General features: G+C 71.0%; 15 protein-coding genes. 4 read left to right on the forward strand and 11 right to left on the reverse strand.

Going from position 1 to position 16,230, the window contains the following annotated elements; genetic code table 11:
• Positions 1 to 14: 14 nt before the first annotated feature.
• The 3 genes from Q0818_RS13845 to Q0818_RS13855 form a co-directional block, all read right to left on the reverse strand.
• Complete coding sequence (locus tag Q0818_RS13845; protein WP_298876032.1) at positions 15 to 983, reverse strand: site-specific DNA-methyltransferase; 969 nt, start codon at positions 981 to 983, stop codon at positions 15 to 17.
• Positions 980 to 2,029, reverse strand: a complete 1,050-nt coding sequence (locus Q0818_RS13850; RefSeq protein ID WP_298876035.1) for a biotin/lipoate A/B protein ligase family protein — start codon at positions 2,027 to 2,029, stop codon at positions 980 to 982. Before Q0818_RS13850 ends, Q0818_RS13845 begins: the two co-directional genes overlap by 4 nt.
• A 146-nt stretch (positions 2,030 to 2,175) precedes the next feature.
• Positions 2,176 to 3,117 (reverse strand): DMT family transporter, encoded by a 942-nt coding sequence (locus tag Q0818_RS13855; protein WP_298876038.1) that lies wholly within the window; start codon positions 3,115 to 3,117, stop codon positions 2,176 to 2,178.
• Between the two features lie 71 nt (positions 3,118 to 3,188).
• Here Q0818_RS13855 and Q0818_RS13860 point away from each other — a divergent pair, with 71 nt between their 5' ends.
• On the forward strand, positions 3,189 to 4,097 hold the full coding sequence (locus Q0818_RS13860) for a LysR family transcriptional regulator (protein WP_298876041.1): 909 nt from the start codon (positions 3,189 to 3,191) through the stop codon (positions 4,095 to 4,097).
• Between the two features lie 134 nt (positions 4,098 to 4,231).
• Here the strand turns inward: Q0818_RS13860 and Q0818_RS13865 are convergent, their stop codons facing one another.
• Positions 4,232 to 5,080 carry an alpha/beta fold hydrolase gene (locus tag Q0818_RS13865; protein ID WP_298876043.1) on the reverse strand — a complete coding sequence of 283 codons (849 nt, stop codon included), beginning with the start codon at positions 5,078 to 5,080 and terminating at the stop codon, positions 4,232 to 4,234.
• Between the two features lie 116 nt (positions 5,081 to 5,196).
• Between Q0818_RS13865 and Q0818_RS13870 the strand changes: the two genes are divergently transcribed.
• The 3 genes from Q0818_RS13870 to Q0818_RS13880 all read left to right on the forward strand — a co-directional run bounded on the left by Q0818_RS13870 (position 5,197) and on the right by Q0818_RS13880 (position 8,763).
• Positions 5,197 to 5,658, forward strand: a complete 462-nt coding sequence (locus tag Q0818_RS13870; RefSeq protein WP_298876045.1) for a MarR family transcriptional regulator — start codon at positions 5,197 to 5,199, stop codon at positions 5,656 to 5,658.
• Positions 5,659 to 5,666: 8 nt separating this feature from the next.
• Complete coding sequence (locus Q0818_RS13875; RefSeq protein WP_298877090.1) at positions 5,667 to 7,028, forward strand: MFS transporter; 1,362 nt, start codon at positions 5,667 to 5,669, stop codon at positions 7,026 to 7,028.
• Positions 7,029 to 7,152: 124 nt separating this feature from the next.
• Positions 7,153 to 8,763 carry a DHA2 family efflux MFS transporter permease subunit gene (locus Q0818_RS13880; protein WP_298876048.1) on the forward strand — a complete coding sequence of 537 codons (1,611 nt, stop codon included), beginning with the start codon at positions 7,153 to 7,155 and terminating at the stop codon, positions 8,761 to 8,763.
• 64 nt (positions 8,764 to 8,827) lie between these two features.
• Here Q0818_RS13880 and Q0818_RS13885 read toward each other — a convergent pair whose 3' ends face one another.
• From Q0818_RS13885 to Q0818_RS13915, 7 genes are all read right to left on the reverse strand, one after another.
• Positions 8,828 to 9,139, reverse strand: a complete 312-nt coding sequence (locus Q0818_RS13885) for a transcriptional regulator (RefSeq protein WP_298876051.1) — start codon at positions 9,137 to 9,139, stop codon at positions 8,828 to 8,830.
• Positions 9,136 to 9,567 carry a chemotaxis protein CheY gene (locus Q0818_RS13890; RefSeq protein ID WP_298876054.1) on the reverse strand — a complete coding sequence of 144 codons (432 nt, stop codon included), beginning with the start codon at positions 9,565 to 9,567 and terminating at the stop codon, positions 9,136 to 9,138. Before Q0818_RS13890 ends, Q0818_RS13885 begins: the two co-directional genes overlap by 4 nt.
• 136 nt (positions 9,568 to 9,703) lie before the next feature.
• On the reverse strand, positions 9,704 to 10,960 hold the full coding sequence (locus Q0818_RS13895; RefSeq protein ID WP_298876057.1) for an alpha-hydroxy acid oxidase: 1,257 nt from the start codon (positions 10,958 to 10,960) through the stop codon (positions 9,704 to 9,706).
• Between the two features lie 65 nt (positions 10,961 to 11,025).
• Positions 11,026 to 12,456, reverse strand: a complete 1,431-nt coding sequence (locus Q0818_RS13900) for a rhamnulokinase family protein (RefSeq protein WP_298876060.1) — start codon at positions 12,454 to 12,456, stop codon at positions 11,026 to 11,028.
• The gene (locus tag Q0818_RS13905) at positions 12,453 to 14,489 is read right to left on the reverse strand and encodes a bifunctional aldolase/short-chain dehydrogenase (RefSeq protein WP_298876064.1); all 2,037 of its coding nucleotides are present in this window, start codon (positions 14,487 to 14,489) and stop codon (positions 12,453 to 12,455) included. The genes Q0818_RS13900 and Q0818_RS13905 overlap by 4 nt, the downstream gene beginning before the upstream one ends.
• Positions 14,490 to 14,618: 129 nt before the next feature.
• Positions 14,619 to 15,785, reverse strand: coding sequence for an L-rhamnose isomerase (gene rhaI, locus Q0818_RS13910; protein ID WP_298876067.1), 1,167 nt, complete (start codon positions 15,783 to 15,785; stop codon positions 14,619 to 14,621).
• Positions 15,782 to 16,210 (reverse strand): L-rhamnose mutarotase, encoded by a 429-nt coding sequence (locus Q0818_RS13915; protein WP_298876070.1) that lies wholly within the window; start codon positions 16,208 to 16,210, stop codon positions 15,782 to 15,784. Before Q0818_RS13915 ends, rhaI begins: the two co-directional genes overlap by 4 nt.
• Positions 16,211 to 16,230 lie beyond the last annotated feature (20 nt).

Consider the following 16,230-nt stretch of genomic DNA (forward strand, 5'->3'; position numbering starts at 1 on the left):
AACCCGGCGTCGCCTCAGCCCGCGAACGGCTCCAGCCGCTTGTGCATCACCGCGACCGCATCGGCGTTGTCGTCGATGAGCACCGCGTCGCGGCCCAGCGGCGCGGCGACCGCGCCGAGCGTGCCGCTGCCGGCGAACATGTCGAGCACCCGGTCGCCCGGACGGCTCGAGGCCTGCACCATCCGCCGCAGCACGCCCTCGGGCTTCTGCGTCGGGTAGCCCGTCTTCTCGCGCCCCGTGGTCGGCACGATCGTGTGCCACCAGACGTCGGTGGGCATCTTTCCGCGCGCGGCCTTCTCGGCGGTCACCAGGCCCGGGGCCATATAGGGCTCGCGATCGACGGCATCCGAGTCGAAGAAGTACCGCGCCGGATTCTTCACGTACACGAGGATCGTCTCGTGCTTCGTGGGCCAGCGGCGCTTGGTCTTCGCGCCGTAGTCGTAGGCCCAGATGAGCTCGTTCAAGAAGTGGTCGCGGCCGAAGAGCGCGTCGCACATGACCTTGGCGTAGTGCACTTCGCGATAGTCGAGGTGCAGGTAAAGCGTGCCGTCGTCGGCGAGCAGGCGCCAGGCCTCGATCAGCCGCGGCTCGAGGAAGCCCCAGTAATCGTCGAAGCGGTCGTCGTAGGTGCGCAGGTCGCCACGAAGGCGCGCGTATTCGCGACCGTGGAAACCGCGCTGCACCACCGGGGGCGGCGGCGGCTCCTCTTCGGGGAACGTCAGCATGTTCGGATCGTCGACGGATGCCGCGGCCGAGGGCCCGGCGGCATCCGGGGTCTCGGCATCCTCGGGCTCATCGGCGGCCGGCGTCCACGTCGCCGACTCGACCGCTTTCGACCGGGTGCGCCCGGTGTTGAACGGAGGGTCGAGGTAGACGAGGGCGAACGACCCGTCGGGGTAGCGCGGGGTCACGGAGAGGTTGTCGGCGTGGTGGATCTCGACGCGGCCGGGGGCGGGGGCGTCGGGCGGGACCTCGACACTCACGGGACGCGCTGCAGCCACGCGTCGGTGGCGAACTTCGTCTCGACCAGGGCCTCGGCCTCGGCGTACTCCTCGTCGGAGATGTGCCCCTCGGTCGCCCCGTACAGGGTGGTGAAGGTCTGGATGAAGCGGTCGATGACCTGGTCGCGCGCGAGGCCCGTCTGGCTGCGCAGCGGATCGACGCGCTTGGCGGCGGAGACCGTGCCCTTGTCGCTGAGCTTTTCGCGGCCGATGCGCAGCACCTCGGTGAGCACCTGACCGTCCATGTCGTAGCTGAGGGTGGCGTGGTGGAGGACCCCGCCGTTGGCGAGGCGCTTCTGGGCTGCTCCGCCGATCTTGCCGTGGGGGCCGGCGATGTCGTTGAGCGGCTGGTACACCGCGTCAATGCCGAGCGAGCGCAGCGCCTGCAGCACCCAGTCGTCGAGGAAGGCGTAGGAGTCGGCGAAGGTCATGCCCGCGACGAGGGATGCCGGGACGTAGAGCGAATAGGTGACGATCGAGTTCGCGGCCATGAGCATCGCGCCGCCGCCCGAGATGCGGCGCACGACGTCGAAGCCGTGCTTCTCGGCGCCCTCGGGGTCGACCTCGTTGCGCAGCGACTGGAACGAGCCGATGACGACGGCGTTCTCGTTCCACTCCCACAGGCGCAGCGTGGGCTTGCGCAGCCCCGCGCCCACGCGGGCGGTGAGCACCTCGTCGAGCGCGAGGTTCATGCGCGGCGAGACCGGGAGGTCGTGCACGACCTCCCACTCGAAGTCGGCCCAGCCGGGGGCGGTCACGAGCGCGCGACGGATCGCGGTCGCGACGGACTCGGGCGTGAAACCGAGCAGCTGCGCCCCCTCGGGCAGGGCGGCGCGGATCGCCGCGGCGATCGTGGGGACGTCGGACTCCACCGGCAGGCCGTTGACGGCCGCGTCGATGTCGTCGAGGGCGTCGTCGGGCTCGAGGAAGAAGTCGCCCGCGAGGTGGAAGCCGTGGATGCGACCCTCGCGCTCCTCGAGGTCGACGACGACCAGCTTGCCCCCCGGGACCTTGTACTCGCCGTGCATGGTTCCAGCCTACGGCGGCGGCGCCGCGGCCGGGACGGGGCGGGTCCCGAGGTCAGGTGCGCGGCGGCGCGGCGCGACGGGGCGACAGCGCGGGCGGTGCGGCAGTGCGGGCGCTGCGGCGGCGCACGGCTCACCGAGGCGAGATGTCAGCGCCGTGCGGTTTCGGCGACCGAGGCGTGGGGCGCGAGCGCCGCGGCGCGCGCGCGACGGTGACGCCGCTCGATGGCCTGGCCCGCGTACGACGCGGCGACGATGAGCGCGGCTCCGGCGAGCCCGGGGACCCCCACCGCTTCCCCGCCGACGACCACGCCCACGGCGAGCGCCCACACCGGTTCGGTGCCCATCAGGATGCTCGCCCGCGTCGCCGAGGTGCGGCGTACGGCCCACAACTGCACGACGAACGCGAACACGGAGCACAAAAGCCCCAGGAACAGCACGCTTCCCCACCCGGATACCGTGAGCCGGCCCACCGCGCGGGGGAGGTCGGCCCCGGCCACCGCCGACGAGGCCATCGCGCACACCGTCAGCTGCACGAGCACGACCGCGAGGGTGCTGTCGCCCCGTCCGCGCGTGAGCCGGGCGCTCGCGGTGACGTGGACGGCGCGCACCACGGCGGCCGCGATGACGAGGGCATCGCCGAGGGTCGGCATACGGAGTCCTCCGCCGGAGACGAGCAGGGCCACTCCGACCACGGCCGCCACGGCGGCGACGAAGTACGACCGAGGGAGCCATGACCGCGCCGCGAGGCTCTCGAGCACCGGGGTGAACACGAGGGCGAGGCTGATGAGCAGACCCGCATTGGTCGCGGAGGTGAGGTGCACCCCCCAGGTCTCGAGGCCGATCACCGCCGCCTGCGAGCAGCCCAGCACCGCGGCGATCGCGAGGCCGCGGCCGCGCGGCATCCGTTCCCGTCGCGCGACGCAGACCACCCCCAGGGCTGCGGCCGCGACGAGGAAGCGGAGGGCGACGGCCGGGGCGACGCCGACCTCGGCGGCGAGCTCCTTCGCGGCGAGGAAGCTCGCGCCCCACACCGCCGCCACGGCGATGAGGAGCACGTCGACGACGATCTCGGGCGGGCGGCGGGTCATGCGCCCAGCCTCGACGGTGGCACCCGGAAGAACAACGACCTCCTGCTTCACAATCCCGTAAGTTCGTACTTATGGATGCCGCTCACCTCCGTCTGCTGCGCGAGCTCGGCGACCGCGGCAGCGTGGCCGCCGTCGCCGCGGCGCAGCACGTCTCGGCATCGGCGGTGTCGCAGCAGCTCGCGCATCTCCAGGCCCGGGTTCCCGTGCCGCTGACCGTACGCCGCGGGCGGACCCTGGTCCTCACCGCGGCGGGAGAGGCGCTCGCCGCCGCCGGAACACGCGTCGATGAGGCGCTCACCTCCGCGCGTGAGGCGGTCGGCGCCTTCCTCGAGAGCGATGAGCGACCGGTGCGGGTATCGGCCTTCCACAGTGCGGGGCTCGCGCTGTTCGGTCCGCTGCTGCGCGAGCTGGACGGCATCCCTCCCCTCCATCTCGCCGACGCCGACGTGGCGCATCGCGACTTCCCGGGGCTCACCGCCGACCACGACCTCGTGATCGCGCACCGCCTCGCTCACGACGCCCCCTGGCCCGTCGATCGGGTGGTGGCGACACCACTGCTGACCGAGGCGCTCGACATCGCCCTGCCCGCGACCCACCCGCTGGCCCGGCGGGAGAGGCTGCGCGCGATCGATGTCGCGCACGAGCGGTGGGTGTCGGTGCATCCCGGCTTCCCCCTGGCGGGCGTCCTCGATCACCTCGCGGCGCACGTCGGCAGACCGCTCGACATCGCCCACCGCATCAACGAGTTCTCGGTCACCGCCGAGGTCGTGCGCGCGGGAGCGGCGATCGCGGTCCTCCCCCGGACGACGACCCTGCCGCTCGCCGGGGCGGGGCTGGTTCTGCGCCCGCTCGTCGACCTGCCCCTCGTGCGCCACGTCGACGCCCTCGCCCGCCCCGACGCCCTCGCCTACGCGGCGGTCCGGCGCGTGCTGCGGTCGCTGCGGACGGTGGCGGCGCGGGCGACGGATGCCGCGGGCTGAGGGACGGCTGCGGAGAGACCGGCCCCTTCGACAGGCTCAGGGTCCTCGAGTAGCCAGGTGGCTGAGCTCGTCGAAGCCACCGGACGCCGCGTGGCCCGGACCCTTCGACAGGCTCAGGGTCCTGCGTGCGAGGGTCAGGCGCGGGTCGGCATCCGGTGATCGAGCCATGCGAGCAGATCGGCCCGCACCTCGGCCTGCTGCGCCTCCGCGAAGATCTCGTGCCGGGCACCCGGATAGACGAGCGTCGTCACGTCGGTGAGCCCCGATCGCTCGCGGTAGGCGTCCGCCAGCCGGTGGACGCTGCGCGGACCCCCCACCGTGTCGTCGCGACCGACCATGAGGAGGATCGGCACATCGCGGCCGAGATCGCGGCGCGGGCGGCCGAAGAGCTTGGCCGCCTCGATCGGCCCGAAGAGCTTCATGAGGGGCTCCGAGGTGGTGAGGGGATCGGCGACGAAGTCGCGCCCCACCTGCTCGTCGCTCGAGAGCCACTCCATCCCCGATCCGCGCTGGTGCTTCCACGGAGCATTGAGGTCGCCGGCGTTCAACGCCCCCGGCCAGCGGAGGGCGGAGCCGCTCAGCACGACGGCGTCATAGGCGTCGGGATGCCGATCCAGCAGCATCTGCGCGAGGAAGGAGCCCCACGAATGGCCGAGCAGCACCAGCGGCAGATCGGGGTGCTCCTCGCGGATGAGCTGCGTGAAGGTCCAGACCGCGTCGAGAGCGGCCCCGTGACCTCCCGGTCCGAGCCGGCCGAGACGGCGATGATCGCCGCCCCACTGCCGCAGACCGGTGCGCCCGTGGCCGCGGTGATCGTCGGCGTAGACCGTGTACCCGTCGGCGACCAGGGCGTCGATGAGCGCACCGTAGCGACCGGCGTGCTCGCCGACCCCGTGCAGCAGCTGCACGACGGCCCGCGGCTCGCTCGCTTCATGAACGTCGTAGACGATGGAGATGCCGTGGGCATCGACGAACTCGGGCATGGGGCGAGTGTAGGGGGCGGCGCGGGCCGCGCGGCCGGCACCGGCAGGGTTCGGGCCGCGAAGCGCGGCATCCATTCCGTTAGCAAGCCTAATGAGCTACGCTGATGGTCAGGAACATGAATGATCGCGTCGACGAATCCCCCCTTCCCGACCTGAGTCATGACTTCAGCGCCGCGGCCTCCGAGCTGCGCATGGCCACGTTCCGTCTGGCCCGTCGCCTCCGGGCGCAGCGGGCCGTCGACACCATGAGCGACGGGCAGTTCGCCGTCCTCGCCGCCCTCACGGTGCATGGTGCGCACACGCTCGGCCAGCTGGCCGACCGCGAGCGCGTCACCGCCCCGTCGATGAATCGGACGGTGTCGTTACTCGAGGAGGCGGGCTACATCAGCCGCATCCCCGACGAGGTCGATCGTCGCCGCGTGACGATCGACCTCACCGACTTCGGGCGCACGATCGTCGACGAGACCGTCCGACGCCGTGACGCCTTCGTGGAGGAGGCCCTCGCCGAGCTCTCCGCCGAGGAACGCGACACGCTGGCCCGTGCCGCGGTGATCATGAGGAAGGTGGCCGACAGGTGAGCTCGTCGATGTTCCGGTCGCTGTCGATCTTCAACTACCGCGTCTGGTTCATCGGTGCCCTCGTCTCCAACATCGGAGCCTGGATGCAGGCGACGGCCCAGAACTGGGTCGTGCTCACGCAGCTCACCGACAACGATGCCGCCGCCATGGGCGTCACCATGGCGCTGCAGTTCGCCCCGCCCCTGCTGCTGGTGGGGGTGACGGGATGGGTGGCCGACCGGTTCGACCGCCGCAAGCTCATCATGTGCACGCAGACGGCACTGCTGCTGCTCGCCGTCACCCTCGGCATCCTGTTGCTGACCGGGGTCATGACGCTCCCGCTGATGTTCGCGTTCGCGCTCGCGCTCGGCATCGTCACCGCCTTCGACAACCCGGCTCGCCAGGCGTTCGTCTCCGACGTCGTCGCGCAGGAGAACGCCTCGAACGCCGTCGCGCTGAACGCCGCGTCGTTCAATACGGCACGACTGATCGGTCCCGCCGTCGCGGGGGTGATGATCGTCGCGATCGGCACCGGCTGGGTGTTCCTGGTCAACGCGTTCACGTTCCTCGCGATGATCTCGGCCCTGCTGATTATGCGCCCGCACGAGCTCGTGACGCACCACCGACGCGGCGGACCCGCTCGCCTCGCCGACGGGTTCCGCTACGTCGCCGGCCGTCCCGATCTCGTGGTGATCTTCGTCATGGTCTTCCTGCTCGGGGCGTTCGGCATGAACTTCCCGATCTTCGCCTCGACGATGGCTCTGGAATTCGGCCGGGGCGCCGACGGCTTCGGCCTGCTCAGTTCGTTCGTCGCAATCGGCTCGCTCTCCGGGGCACTGCTGGCGGCACGCCGGGAGCGCGCCCGCATGCGCGTGGTGATCCTCGGCGCGGGCGGCTTCGCCGTGGCATCCCTCCTCTCGGTGCTCGCCCCCTCGTACGAGACCTACGCGGCGACCCTCGTCCTCACCGGGTTCTGCGTCGTGACCACCCTCACCACGGCCAACGGCTACGTGCAGACCACCACCGATCCCGCCCTGCGCGGACGCGTGCTCGCGCTCTACATGGCGATCCTGCTCGGCGGCACCCCCGTCGGCGCCCCCATCGTCGGTGCCGTGGCCGCCGAGTTCGGACCCCGCGTGGCGATCGCCCTCGCCGCCGCCGTCGCCCTCATCGCGTGCGCCATCGGGATCACCTGGACCCTCGCCTCGGGGCGCGTTCACCGCCACGAGACGAAGCGGTTCCGGCTCACCATCGACGAGACACGGCCGATCACGACCGTGGCGCCCGAGCCGGAGGACTTCAGCGACGAGATCGCGGGGACGACGCCCATCGCGCTCCCGTCCAGCGAGCGCCCCGCGCGGATCGCCTCGCGGCCGCGGCACGGCGCCTGACGTTCGATCAGCCCCACCGTACGACGGCGCGCGACCGACGGGATGCCGGAGGTCTTCGCGAGAGCGAGTCGGCGGATGCTCGCAAGCCCTTTCCCTCGATAATCTAGCTAGATAATCTAGCTACATGACCGGAAACATGGCTGGGCGCCGCTGGGCGGGCCTCGTCTTCATCAGCATCGCCGTCTCGCTGATCATCGTCGACTCGACGATCGTCAACGTCGCCGTGCCCTCGATCGTGGAGGAGCTGAAGATCTCCTCGACCGAGGTGCAGTGGGTCCAGGAGGCCTACACCCTCGTCTTCGCCTCACTGCTGCTGGTCTTCGGCAGTCTCGCCGACCGCTTCGGGCGGCGCCGACTGATGCTCCTGGGCGTCGTCATCTTCGGCGCCGCCTCGATCGCGGCCGCCCTCGCGCCGACCGGTGGCCTGCTGATCCTGGCCCGGCTCGTCCAGGGCGTGGGCGGGGCGATGATCCTGCCCACGACGCTGTCGATCATCAACGCCACCTTCCGCGGCCGCGAACGGGGCATCGCGTTCGCCGTGTGGGGCTCCACGATCGGCGGCATGGCGGCCGTCGGTCCGCTGCTGGGCGGATGGCTCACGACGGCATTCTCGTGGCGGTGGGCGTTCGGCATCAACATCCCGCTCGGGCTCGTCATCGTCGTCGGCGTGCTGTTCACCGTCGCCGAGTCGCGCAGCGACCGCGTCGAACGCATCGACGGCGTCGGCGCGCTGCTGTCGGTGCTGACCATGGCCCCGCTCGTCTTCGGGCTCATCGAGGGGCGCACCTACGGCTGGTGGACGCTCGACACCGCTCCGACGATCGGCGACTGGACCTGGTCGTTCGGACTGTCTCCGGTCCCCCTGGCGTTCGCCGTGGCCCTCGTCGCCCTGGTCGCCTTCATCGCGTGGGGCGTGCGCCGCCAGCGTCGCGGGGAGTCGACCCTGCTCGCCTTCGGCCTGTTCCGCATCGCCTCGTTCCGCAACGGCAACATCGCGGCCGCGGTCGTCTCGCTCGGCGAGTTCGGCATCATCCTCGCCCTGCCGCTCTGGCTGCAGTTCGTCGTCGGGTTCGACGCCCTGCAGACGGGCCTGCTGCTGCTCTCGCTCGCCGTCGGCTCGTTCGTGGCCAGCGGCATCGCCGGTGCGCTGAGCGGCCGCGTCGCCCCCGTCTGGATCGTCCGCGGCGGCCTGCTGGCGGAGATCATCGGCGTCGCGGGAGTGGCGTTCACGATCGGACCGGATGCCGCGTGGGGACCGCTCGTCCCCTTCCTCTTCGTCTACGGGGTCGGCGTCGGACTCGCCACCGCGCAGCTGACGGGCGTCGTCCTCGCGGAGGTGCCGCCGTCCGCCAGCGGGCAGGCGTCGGGCACGCAGTCGACCTCGCGGCAGCTCGGCGCGGCCCTCGGCGTCGCGGTGCTCGGCACCGTGCTGTTCTCGACCACGGCGGGGGTGCTGGCATCCACCCTCGACGATCGCGGCATCCCGGCCGCCCAGCGCGACCAGGTCGTGTCGCAGGTGGTCGACAGCGCGGGGGCGGCGATTGCGGGCCTGGCCGCCTCGCCCGAGACGCAGGACCTCGCGATCAACGCGCGGGCCGCGTTCAGCGACGGCACCCGCGCGGCCGCGTTCACCGCGGCGGGCTTCCTCGTGCTCGGACTCGCCTCGACGGCGACTCTCGGTTCGGGCGCGCAGCGCCGCGAAGAGCCGGAGGAGAGCGTCGACGCGCGGGCCTGACGGATCCCGCGAAGTCCCCTCCGCCGACGGCGAGCCGTGGCGAGCCGGGCGCGGGCGCCCGCCGTCACTCCGGGATGCCGGCGATCTCGCGCAGGGTCGCGAGGTGACGTCGCCACGCCGCGCGCCCCTCCTTCGTCATGGTCAAGGAGGTGCGCGGCATCTTGCCCGCGAACGACTTCCCCACCGACAGGTATCCCGCCGCCTCGAGGGCCGAGACCTGCTTGCTCAGCGCCGAGTCCGTGATCTCGACGGCATCCCGCACTTCTTTGAAGCTCAAGGTCGTCGCGCGGTCCAGCGCCGCCAGGATCGAGAATCGCACGGAGTTCTGCAGCAGATCGTCGAGGCGGTGGCGCGGGTGCGGGGCGGCGGTGGTCACGATCGCGCCTCACGCGCCGCGCAGAAGAACGCGACGACCAGGACGAGACCCGATGCCGCGCCCGCCAGCACCACCGATCCGTGAGCCCAGATGACGACCGACAACGCCACCGCATACGAGGCGAACCAGCTCGCGATGTAGACGGTCCACCGGCGACTGCGGGCGAACGCGGAGCGCCCCTGGATGCTGATGACGAAGAAGAGGATCAGCGCGAACATCACGGCCAGGGTTCCGACGTAGGCGAGCCCGAAGGCGTCGCCGGTCGCGAGGGCCATGGCGAAGGTGCCCATCGACGTGGCGACGCCGAGGGCCACGATGAAGGTGATGTACGGCCAGCGCGTCGCGTCGTGCGCGGACCGACTGAGACGCTCGGCGCGGTGGAGCAGCGAGCGCGCGTCCGCCGCGGTGACAGTGGGGGGAACGTCCATGGGATGGATCCTTTCGACTCTTCGACCATCCCACGTACTTTCCATTTTGGCAAGTACTTTCCACCTAGCGCGACCGTCGTCCACGAGGCCGCCACCCCAGCGCACGGGCGCATCCGGGGCGACGGCGCATCGAGAGTCACACCCGCGCGTCGACCGCCTGGTCGGCCACCGGCACCAACCGAGTGAGCTGGGTGACGTGGCGGGGCTCGAGCTCGTCGAGCGACGAGACGCCGAGCAGGGTCATGGTGCGCTCGATCTCGCTGCGCAGGATCGCGATGGTGCGGTCGACGCCCTGACGTCCACCGGCCATGAGGCCGTAGAGGTAGGCGCGGCCGATGAGGGTGAACTTCGCGCCGAGGGCGATGGATGCCACGATGTCGGCGCCGTTCATGATGCCGGTGTCGACCATGACGGTGGCGTCCTTGCCGACCTCGCGCACGACCTTCGGCAGCAGATGGAACGGGATGGGTGCACGGTCGAGCTGGCGGCCGCCGTGGTTGGAGAGCACGATGCCGTCGACCCCGAGGTCGACCAGGCGTGCGGCGTCGGCGACGTTCTGCACGCCCTTGACGACGATCTTGCCCGGCCACATGCCGCGGATGACGTCGAGGTCGTCGTAGCTGATGGTCGGGTCCATCGCGGCGTTCAGCAGCTCGCCGACGGTGCCGCCGGTGGTGCTGAGCGAGGCGAACTCGAGCTTGGGGGTGGTGAGGAAGTCGATCCACCACCACGGGCGCGGGATCGCGTTGACGATCGTTCCGACCGTCAGCTGCGGCGGGATCGAGAAGCCGTTGCGCTTGTCGCGCAGGCGGGCGCCGGCGATGGGAGTGTCGACGGTGAACTGCAGGGTGTCGAACCCGGCCTTGGCCGCGCGCTCGACCAGGCCGTACGAGATGCTGCGGTCCTTCATGACGTACAGCTGGAACCAGTTGCGCCCCACGGGGTTTGCCGCCTTGACACCCTCGATGGAGGTGGTGCCGAGAGTCGACAGCGTGAACGGGATGCCGGCGGCCGCCGCCGCGGAGGCCCCCGCGGTCTCGCCCTCGGTCTGCATGAGACGCGTGAAGCCGGTGGGCGCGATGCCGAAGGGCAGGGCGGAGGGGCCGCCGAGGATCTCGCACGAGGTGTCGACGTTCGCCGCGGGCCGCAGGATGTCGGGGTGGAACTCCACGTCTTCGAACGCGCGACGGGCACGGTCGAGCGACAGCTCGCCCTCGGCGGCGCCGTCGGTGTAGTCGAACGCCGCCTTCGGGGTGCGGCGCTTCGCGATCGTGCGGAGGTCGGCGATGGTCAGCGCGGCGTCGAGGCGACGCTTGCGCGCGTCGAGCTCGGGCTTCTTGAACTGCATGAGCTCGAGGAGCTCGCCGACCTTGGGCAGCTGACGCTGAACCATAGAGATCTCTCTTTCGTGTGGTCTGACCACATAGTACGCCCCGCCCTCACGAGCGAGAAGGGGGCTCAGGTGCGGGGGTCGAACCGCCGCGGGGGAAAGGCCTCGGCGACGCGCCGACGCAGGTCTTCGAGCGAGACGCCGTCGCCGAAGCACCCGAGCGCACGTGCCTGGACGAGCACGTTGCCCAGCGCGGTCGCCTCGATGGGCCCGGCCAGCACCGGCAATCCGCTCCGGTCGGCGGTCGCCTGACACAGCAGGGCGTTGAGCGCACCACCGCCGACGAGATGGATGACGTCGATCTCCCGATCGGCCAGGTCACCGGCGGTGCGGACGGTGCGGGCGAAGGCGTCGGCGATGCTCTCGACGATGATCCGGGCGAAGCGCGCGCGATCGGCGGCGCCGGGCGACGGCATCCCGAGCAGGGCGGCGATGCGGGCGGGCATGTCGCCGGGGCTGGCGAGAGCGCCGTCGTCGGCGTCGAACAGACGCGCGGGCGCCGGCTCCTCGGCCGCCGCGGCGAGGAGCGACGGCAGGTCGACCGCCTCGCCATCGCCCTCGGACCACGCCCGCACCGTCTCGCTCAACAACCACAGTCCGGTGACGTTGTGCAGGAATCGCACGCGCCCGTCGACCCCGCCCTCGTTCGTGAAGTTCGCCGCGCGGGCGGCATCCGTCACGATCGGGGCGGGGAGTTCCAGACCGACGAGCCCCCACGTCCCGCACGAGATGTAGGCGGCGTTCGGCGTCGACAGCGGCACCGCGACGACGGCCGACGCCGTGTCGTGCGATCCGACCGCGATCACGGGCAGGTCGCCGTGCTCGTCGGCGACGCGCCCGATCGTCTCGCCCGGATCCACCAGCGTCGGGAGAACGCGCGAGGGGATGCCGAGCGCCTCGGCGAGGGAGTGATCCCACTCCCTCGTGCGCACGTCGAGCAGACCCGTCGTCGACGCGTTCGTGCGCTCGGCGACGCGACGGCCGGTGAGCCGCTCGGCGAGGAGGTCGGGGATCAGCAGGCTCGCCTCGGCCTCGACGACACGCGGATCGGCGGCGTACTGGTAGAGCGTGTTGAACGGGAGGAATTGCAGACCGTTGCGCCGGTGCAGCTCGTCGAACGGAACGACCGCATGCACGGCATCCACCCCGCGGGCGGTCCGCTCGTCGCGGTAGTGGAAGGGCTCGGCGAGCAGGCCGTCGGGGCCGAGCAGACCGTAGTCCACCGCCCACGAATCGATGCCCACGCTCTCGATCGCCGGTTCCCGCCGTCGGGCCTCGGCGAGCCCGTCGCGCACGTGGCCCCAGAGGGCCTCGATGTCCCAGTGCCACCCGTCGGCGCGCTGCACCGGACCGTTCGGGAAGCGCGCGACCTGCTCGAGCTCGAGCACGCCGTCACCGACCCGCCCGATCATCACGCGACCGCTCGTCGCGCCGAGGTCGACGGCGGCGACGGCCCGGACGGTGCCCGGCACCGCCCCGACCGGCTCGCCGGCACTCATCGCAGGAACGCCGCCGCGACGCCCGAGTCGACGGGCACATGCAGACCCGTCGTGCGCGAGAGCTCGGGCCCGGTGAGCACGTAGACCGCGTCGGCGACGTTCTCGGGCACGACCTCGCGCTTGAGGATCGTGCGGTTGGCGTAAAACTGGCCGAGGTCCTTCTCGTCGACACCGTAGGTCGCGGCGCGGTTCGCGCCCCAGCCGGCGGCGAAGATGCCCGAGCCGCGCACGACGCCGTCGGGGTTGATGCCGTTGACCCGCACGCCGTGCTCGCCCAGCTCGACGGCGAGGAGGCGCACCTGGTGCGCCTGGTCGGCCTTCGTCGCGGAGTAGGCGATGTTGTTGGGACCGGCGAACACGGAGTTCTTCGACGAGATGTAGATGACGTCTCCGCCCATCTTCTGCTCGATGAGAGCCTTGGCCGCGGCCTTCGAGACGAGGAACGACCCCTTGGCCATGACGTCGTGCTGCAGGTCCCAGTCCTTCTCGGTGGTCTCCAGCAGCGGCTTCGACAGCGAGAGTCCGGCGTTGTTGACGACGAGGTCGATGCCGCCGAAGGCGAGGACGGTGGCGTCGATCGCGGCCTGCACGCCCGCAGCCTCCGCGACGTTGGCGGCGACGCCGATCGCGACGTCGGTGGAGCCGAGCTCGGCGGCGACGGCCTGCGCCTTGGCGAGGTCGAGGTCGGCGACGACGACGCACGCACCTTCCGCGGCGAGGCGGGTCGCGATGGCCTTGCCGATTCCGGATGCCGCACCCGTGACGAACGCGATGCGTCCCTGGTGCGTCTTGGGCTTCGGCATCCGCTGGAGCTTCGCCTCCTCCAGTGCCCAGTACTCGATGCGGAACTTCTCGGCATCCGAGATCGGGGCGTAGGTGGAGAGGGCCTCGGCGCCGCGCATGACGTTGATGGCGTTGACGTAGAACTCCCCCGCCACCCGGGCGGTCTGCTTGTTCGCGCCGTACGAGAACATGCCCACCCCGGGCACGAGCACGATGAGCGGGTCGGCTCCGCGGATCGCGGGGCTGTCGGCGTCGGCGTGAGCGTCGTAATAGGCCTGGTAATCGGCGCGGTACTCCGCGTGCAGCTCCTGCAGGCGCGCGATCGCGGCCTCGACCGCGGCGTCGGCGGGCAGGTCGAGGATCAGCGGCTTGACCTTGGTGCGCAGGAAGTGGTCGGGGCAGCTCGTGCCGAGCGCGGCGAGGGCGGGCGCCTTCTCGGATGCCAGGAAGTCCAGCACCACGTCGGCGTCGGTGAAGTGACCGACCATCGGCTTGTCGGTCGAGGCGAGACCGCGGATCGTCGGGGCGAGGGCCGCGGCCTTGGCCCGGCGTTCCGCCTCGGGCAGCGCCGCGAACCCGTCGCGGACCCCGCCGAACGGCTCGGCCGCACCGCGCTCGTCGATGTACGCCTGTGCCGTGTCGATCATCCACAGGCTGTTCTGCTCAGCCTCCTCCGACGTGTCACCCCACGCGGTGATGCCGTGACCGCCGAGGATCGTGCCGATCGCCTGCGGGTTCGCCGCCTTGATCGCCGCGATGTCCAGACCCAGCTGGAACCCGGGACGACGCCACGGCACCCACACCACCTTGTCGCCGAAGATCTTCGCCGTCAGCTCCTCGCCGTCGGCGGCGGTGGCGATCGCGATCCCGGCATCGGGGTGCAGGTGGTCGACGTGCGCGGCATCCACGAGTCCGTGCATCGCGGTGTCGATCGAGGGGGCAGCCCCGCCCTTGCCGTGCAGGCAGTAGTCGAACGCGGCGACCATCTCGTCCTCCCGCTCGATGCCCGGGTAGACGTCGACGAGGGCGCGCATGCGGTCCAGCCGCAGCACCGCGAGCCCCTTCTCGGTCAGGGTGCCCAGGTCGCCCCCGGATCCCTTGACCCACAGCAGTTCCACCGGCTCGCCGGTGACGGGATCGATGTCGGTGCCCTTGGCAGAGGTGTTGCCGCCGGCGTAGTTCGTGACCTTGGGGTCGGAACCGAGGCGATTGCTGCGCGCGACGAGGTCGGCGGCGGTGGAGCTGGTCATGGTCTTCCGTTCATCTCAGTCGTCGGGTTTCGAGGTCGGCGCGATGCTGTTCGCCGAGTGTCCAAGACACGCCGCATCGGGGCGGCCTCTTGCGGCATGTTCTGGACACTCGACGGGTGAACCTGGCCCTCAGGCGCCCCAGCCGGCCTGGGTGCCGCCGACGCGCTCCTCGGCAATGCGGGGCAGGTAGCCGGATGCCGCGAACGCGGCCATCGGGTCGGCGGGGAGGCCTCGCGACTCGCGCCACTCGGCGAGCGCGGGGCGGACGTCGGTGTAGAAGGCGTCCATCAGCACCGCGTTGGCGGCGAGCACGTCGTTCGCCCGCTGCGCGGCATCCAGAGCCTGACGGTCGACGAGGAGCGCACGCGCCGTCATCTCCTGCACGTTCAGCACCGAGCGGATCTGGCCGGGGATCTTGTCCTCGATGTTGTGGCACTGGTCGAGCATGAAGGCCACGTCGGGGTTGTTCAGGCCCCCGCCGCGCACGACCTCGGCGAGGATGCGGAACAGCTGGAACGGGTCGGCCGCACCCACGATGAGGTCGTCGTCGGCGTAGAAGCGCGAGTTGAAGTCGAACGAGCCGAGCTTGCCGAGGCGCAGCAGCTGCATGACGATGAACTCGATGTTCGTGCCGGGGGCGTGGTGGCCGGTGTCGAGGCACACCATCGCCTTGTCGCCGAGAGCGGCCACCTGGGCGTAGGACGTCCCCCAGTCGGGAACGTCGGTGTGGTAGAACGACGGCTCGAAGAACTTGTACTCCAGCACCAGACGCTGCTCGTCGCCGAGTCGCGCGTAGATCTGCTGCAGCGAGTCCTGCAGGCGGTCCTGGCGGCCGCGCATGTCGTTCTGCCCGGGGTAGTTCGAGCCCTCGGCGAGCCAGATCTTGAGGTCGCGCGAACCCGTGGCATCCATCACGTCGATGCACGCGAGGTGGTGGTCGATCGCCTTGCGGCGGATGCGCTCGTCGTGGTGAGTGAGGGCTCCGAACTTGTAGTCCTCGTCCTGGAAGGTGTTGGAGTTCACCGTGCCGAGCTTCACGCCGAGGTCTTCGGCGTGGCGGCGGAGGGCCGTGTAGTCGTCGACGAGGTCCCACGGGATGTGCAGGGCCACGGTGGGGGCGAGGGCCGTGAGACGGTTGACCTCGGCGGCATCCGCGATCTTCTCGAAGGGGTCGCGCGGGGTGCCGGCGGTGGGGAACACGCGGAAGCGCGTGCCGGAGTTGCCGAACGCCCACGAGGGCAGCTCGATCGCCTGTTTTTCGAGGGTCGACAGGATCTCGGGGGACAACGTCGTCATGAACGGGTGCTTTCGTTCGGGGCGGATGCCGGGGTCCCGGCCTCCACGGACTGGTCGGAGGGGGTGGGTGCCGGGGACGGGGCCGCGGCGAGCTGGTCGGCGAGGTGGAACACCTCGGTAAGGGCGGTCGCGGCCTGGTCGGGGCGACCCTCGAGCCCGAGGAAGTACGGGGCCATCTCGGCCTCCCACGCGGCGGCGACGGAAGAGGCGGCGAGGTAGGCCTGCGCGGCCGCGTCGTCGTCGGTCTCGTAGTAGCCGATGAGGCGCCCGCCCTCACCCAGGAACAACGAGTAGTTGCGGCGTCCGGCGGCGCGGATCTCTTCGAGCATCTCGGCGCGCACCGGAGTGTGCCGCGCGACATACTCCTCGACCATCTCTGGGCGGACGCGGAGTTCGAAGCAGACGCGCGTGGTCTGTGCGGACATGGGCGGGGTCTTCTCTCCCT

Origin of the sequence: uncultured Microbacterium sp., assembly GCF_947489255.1 — a bacterium.
Lineage (GTDB): Bacteria > Actinomycetota > Actinomycetes > Actinomycetales > Microbacteriaceae > Microbacterium > Microbacterium phycohabitans.

What these genes read in the sequence shown, in the direction of transcription:
- Q0818_RS13900 (WP_298876060.1), bottom strand. Translation starts at nt 12,456, where the DNA reads ATGAGTGCCGGCGAGCCGGTCGGGGCGGTGCCGGGCACCGTCCGGGCC.
- Q0818_RS13865 (WP_298876043.1), bottom strand. Translation starts at nt 5,080, where the DNA reads ATGCCCGAGTTCGTCGATGCCCACGGCATCTCCATCGTCTACGACGTT.
- Q0818_RS13895 (WP_298876057.1), bottom strand. Translation starts at nt 10,960, where the DNA reads ATGGTTCAGCGTCAGCTGCCCAAGGTCGGCGAGCTCCTCGAGCTCATG.
- Q0818_RS13860 (WP_298876041.1), top strand. Translation starts at nt 3,189, where the DNA reads ATGGATGCCGCTCACCTCCGTCTGCTGCGCGAGCTCGGCGACCGCGGC.
- Q0818_RS13875 (WP_298877090.1), top strand. Translation starts at nt 5,667, where the DNA reads ATGTTCCGGTCGCTGTCGATCTTCAACTACCGCGTCTGGTTCATCGGT.
- rhaI (WP_298876067.1), bottom strand. Translation starts at nt 15,785, where the DNA reads ATGACGACGTTGTCCCCCGAGATCCTGTCGACCCTCGAAAAACAGGCG.
- Q0818_RS13855 (WP_298876038.1), bottom strand. Translation starts at nt 3,117, where the DNA reads ATGACCCGCCGCCCGCCCGAGATCGTCGTCGACGTGCTCCTCATCGCC.
- Q0818_RS13850 (WP_298876035.1), bottom strand. Translation starts at nt 2,029, where the DNA reads ATGCACGGCGAGTACAAGGTCCCGGGGGGCAAGCTGGTCGTCGTCGAC.
- Q0818_RS13905 (WP_298876064.1), bottom strand. Translation starts at nt 14,489, where the DNA reads ATGACCAGCTCCACCGCCGCCGACCTCGTCGCGCGCAGCAATCGCCTC.
- Q0818_RS13870 (WP_298876045.1), top strand. Translation starts at nt 5,197, where the DNA reads ATGAATGATCGCGTCGACGAATCCCCCCTTCCCGACCTGAGTCATGAC.
- Q0818_RS13890 (WP_298876054.1), bottom strand. Translation starts at nt 9,567, where the DNA reads ATGGACGTTCCCCCCACTGTCACCGCGGCGGACGCGCGCTCGCTGCTC.
- Q0818_RS13915 (WP_298876070.1), bottom strand. Translation starts at nt 16,210, where the DNA reads ATGTCCGCACAGACCACGCGCGTCTGCTTCGAACTCCGCGTCCGCCCA.
- Q0818_RS13880 (WP_298876048.1), top strand. Translation starts at nt 7,153, where the DNA reads ATGACCGGAAACATGGCTGGGCGCCGCTGGGCGGGCCTCGTCTTCATC.